The following is a 3435-nucleotide window of genomic DNA, read 5'->3' on the forward strand; positions in this document are numbered from 1 at the left end:
TACTACCTGATCGCCATCCAGTTCATCGTCTTTGACCTGGAAATCATCTTCATCGTGCCTTGGACCCAGGTGTTCATGGAGCTCGGCGCTCGTTCGCTGGTCACCATGGGCCTGTTCGTGGGCATGCTGTTCCTTGGCTTTATCTACGTGTGGAAGAAGGGAGCGCTGGAATGGGAGTGATCCAAACTCTCGACGGCCTGATGAACAACCCCGTCCCGGAAGGGCGGGTTGATGACATTCTGCGGCCTGAAGGCGACAACCCCCTGCTCGAGAAGGGCTATGTGACCACGAGCGTCGATGCGCTGCTGAACTGGGCACGTACCGGCTCGATGTGGCCGATGACCTTTGGTCTGGCCTGCTGTGCGGTGGAAATGATGCATGCCGGCGCGGCGCGCCTGGACCTTGACCGCTACGGCGTGGTGTTCCGCCCGTCGCCGCGTCAGTCCGACGTGATGATCGTGGCCGGCACCCTGGTCAACAAGATGGCCCCGGCGCTGCGCAAGGTCTACGACCAGATGCCGGACCCGAAGTGGGTCATCTCGATGGGTAGCTGCGCCAACGGTGGCGGCTACTACCACTATTCGTATTCCGTGGTGCGCGGCTGTGATCGCGTGGTGCCGGTGGACGTCTACGTCCCGGGCTGCCCGCCGACCGCCGAAGCACTGGTGTACGGCATTTTGCAGCTGCAGAAGAAGATCTGGCGTACCCAGACCATCGCGCGCTGATCCCTTTTTACAATCAAGAGCACGCCAGCCCCCATGGCCCAGCAAGCACCTTCTCTCATCGAACGACTCCGCGCGCGCTTTGCCGACGCGCAGGTCGTGGTGGTCGAACCGCGCGGCGAAGTTACGCTGGAAGTAGCTGTCGCTGATTGGCACGCAACTGCCCTGGCATTGCGCGACGAGTTCGGCTTCGAGCACGCCACCGACCTGTGCGGTGTCGACTACCTTGGTTACGGCAGCGACGAGTGGGATACCTCGGACGTTTCCTCGCACGGCTTCAGCCGTGGCGTGGAAGGCAAGGGCGCTGGCCGTTTCGCCTGGGGCGAGTTCCCCAGCCACGAAACCGCCGAAGGTGCCCAGCCCGATGCACTGCCCAAGCAGCGTTTCGCGGTGGTCTGCCAGCTGCGTTCCTACCAGCACAACCAGCTGCTGCGCATCCGCTGCTTTGCCCCGAGCGAATCGCTGCCGGTGGTGGCATCGCTGACCGACATCCATCCGGGCCTGAACTGGTTCGAGCGCGAGGCGTTCGACCTGTACGGCGTGATCTTCGAGGGTCACCCGGACCTGCGCCGCATCCTGACCGACTACGGTTTCGTGGGCCATCCTTTCCGCAAGGATTTCCCGCTGATCGGCAACGTCGAGGTGCGTTACGACGAAGAAAAGAAGCGCGTGGTGTACGAGCCGGTGACTTCGGTCGAGCCGCGCGTCGGCGTGCCGCGTGTCATCCGCGACGATGCCCGTTTCCAGACCGCTGAAGGCGAGCGCGCGCAGACGGAGGCAAGCAAGTGAGTGCGGACGTAAAGAGGGAGTTCCACCAGGCTTCGCAGGCCTTTGCGAGCAATCCTGCTGAGGCGAAGCAGGAAATCCGCAACTACACCATGAACTTCGGCCCGCAGCATCCGGCTGCGCACGGTGTGCTGCGCCTGATCCTGGAAATGGACGGCGAGACCATCATGCGCGCCGATCCGCATATCGGCCTGCTGCATCGCGCGACCGAGAAGCTGGCCGAGTCCAAGCCGTTCAATCAGTCGGTCGGCTACATGGACCGCCTGGATTACTGCTCGATGATGTGCAACGAGCACGCCTATGTGCGTTCCATCGAAACCCTGATGGGTATCGAGGTGCCCGAGCGTGCGCAGTACATCCGCACCATGTTCGACGAAATCACCCGTATCCTGAACCATCTGATGTGGTTGGGTTCCAACGGCCTGGATCTGGGCGCGATGGCGGTGATGCTGTACGCCTTCCGTGAGCGCGAAGAGCTGATGGACTGCTACGAGGCGGTCTCCGGCGCGCGCATGCACGCGGCGTACTACCGTCCGGGCGGCGTGTACCGCGACCTGCCGGACACCATGCCCAAGTACAAGGAGTCGCGTTGGCACAAGGGCAATGCGCTCAAGCGCCTGAACGCCTCGCGTGAGGGCTCGCTGCTCGACTTCCTGGAGAACTTCACCAATGAGTTCCCCAAGCGTGTCGACGAATACGAAACCCTGCTGACCGACAACCGTATCTGGAAGCAGCGTACCGTTGGCATCGGCGTGATCACCCCGGAACACGCGCTGTCCTGGGGCATGACCGGCGTGATGCTGCGTGGCTCGGGCATTGCCTGGGATCTGCGCAAGAAGCAGCCGTATGCCAAGTACGACGCGGTCGATTTCGACCTGCCGCTGGGCACCAACGGCGACTGCTACGACCGTTACCTGGTCCGTGTTGCCGAGATGCGCGAATCCAACCGCATCATCAAGCAGTGCGTGCAGTGGCTGAAGGCCAACCCCGGTCCGGTGATGGTCAAGAACTTCAAGGTCGCCCCGCCGGCTCGCGCCGAGATGAAGGACGACATGGAAGCGCTGATCCATCACTTCAAGCTGTTCAGTGAAGGCTATTGCGTGCCGGCCGGCGAAACCTACGCCGCGGTCGAAGCGCCCAAGGGCGAGTTCGGCTGCTATCTGGTTTCCGACGGCGCCAACAAGCCGTTCCGCGTGCATCTGCGGGCACCGGGCTTTGCCCACCTGTCCTCGATCGACTCGGTCGTGCGTGGCCACATGCTGGCCGACGTGGTGGCGATGATCGGTACCTACGATCTCGTGTTCGGCGAGGTTGACCGGTAATGACCGGTAGCTGCACAACGCCCGATGCCTGCGCGGCCCAGCTGCTGCAGGCTTCGGTTTTCCAGAATTTGGTATTCGTTGAGGTCGGCCGATGAAGGCGACGGGTAATTACGAGGCGGCGCGCGACGTCGACCCGATGGTGGTGTTGAGCGACAAGACGCGCGCTCACATCGATCACTGGCTGACCAAGTTCCCGCCGGAGCGCAAGCGTTCGGCGGTGCTGCAGGGGCTGCATGCCGCGCAGGAGCAGAACCAGGGCTGGCTGAGCGACGAGCTGATCGCCGCCGTTGCCAAGTACCTGGACCTGCCGTTCGTGTGGGCCTACGAGGTCGCCACCTTCTACTCGATGTTCGAGACCGAGAAGGTGGGCCGCAACAACGTCGCCATCTGCACCAACATCAGCTGCTGGCTCAATGGCGCCGACGACATCGTCCGCCATTGCGAGAAGAAGCTGGGCATCAAGCACGGTGAATCGACCCCGGACGGCCGCGTCTACCTCAAGAAAGAGGAAGAGTGCCTGGCGGGTTGCGCGGGCGCACCGATGATGGTCATCAACGGTCATTACCACGAGCGCCTGACGCTGGGCCAGGTCGACGCGCTGCTGG

Annotated in this window: 5 protein-coding genes; all 5 read left to right on the forward strand. The window is 62.8% G+C overall.

Going from position 1 to position 3435, the window contains the following annotated elements; translation table 11 throughout:
• A partial coding sequence (gene ndhC, locus B2527_RS09780; RefSeq protein ID WP_293708852.1) for an NADH-quinone oxidoreductase subunit A occupies positions 1–180 on the forward strand: 180 nt, incomplete at its 5' end.
• A complete protein-coding gene (locus B2527_RS09785) occupies positions 171–725 on the forward strand; it encodes a NuoB/complex I 20 kDa subunit family protein (protein WP_293708854.1) in 555 nt (184 codons plus the stop codon). The genes ndhC and B2527_RS09785, both read left to right, overlap by 10 nt.
• A gap of 33 nt (positions 726–758) precedes the next feature.
• Complete coding sequence (locus B2527_RS09790) at positions 759–1511, forward strand: NADH-quinone oxidoreductase subunit C (RefSeq protein ID WP_293708856.1); 753 nt, start codon at positions 759–761, stop codon at positions 1509–1511.
• Positions 1512–1600: 89 nt separating this feature from the next.
• The gene (locus B2527_RS09795; protein WP_293708860.1) at positions 1601–2830 is read left to right on the forward strand and encodes an NADH-quinone oxidoreductase subunit D; all 1230 of its coding nucleotides are present in this window, start codon (positions 1601–1603) and stop codon (positions 2828–2830) included.
• A 91-nt stretch (positions 2831–2921) separates the two neighbouring features.
• Positions 2922–3435: NADH-quinone oxidoreductase subunit NuoE (gene nuoE / locus B2527_RS09800; RefSeq protein WP_293708858.1), on the forward strand; the 514-nt coding region annotated here is incomplete at its 3' end.

It is taken from the genome of Stenotrophomonas sp. UBA7606, assembly GCF_002477705.1.
Classification (GTDB): domain Bacteria; phylum Pseudomonadota; class Gammaproteobacteria; order Xanthomonadales; family Xanthomonadaceae; genus Stenotrophomonas.

What these genes read in the sequence shown, in the direction of transcription:
- B2527_RS09785 (WP_293708854.1), top strand. Translation starts at nt 171, where the DNA reads ATGGGAGTGATCCAAACTCTCGACGGCCTGATGAACAACCCCGTCCCG.
- B2527_RS09795 (WP_293708860.1), top strand. Translation starts at nt 1,601, where the DNA reads ATGAACTTCGGCCCGCAGCATCCGGCTGCGCACGGTGTGCTGCGCCTG.
- B2527_RS09790 (WP_293708856.1), top strand. Translation starts at nt 759, where the DNA reads ATGGCCCAGCAAGCACCTTCTCTCATCGAACGACTCCGCGCGCGCTTT.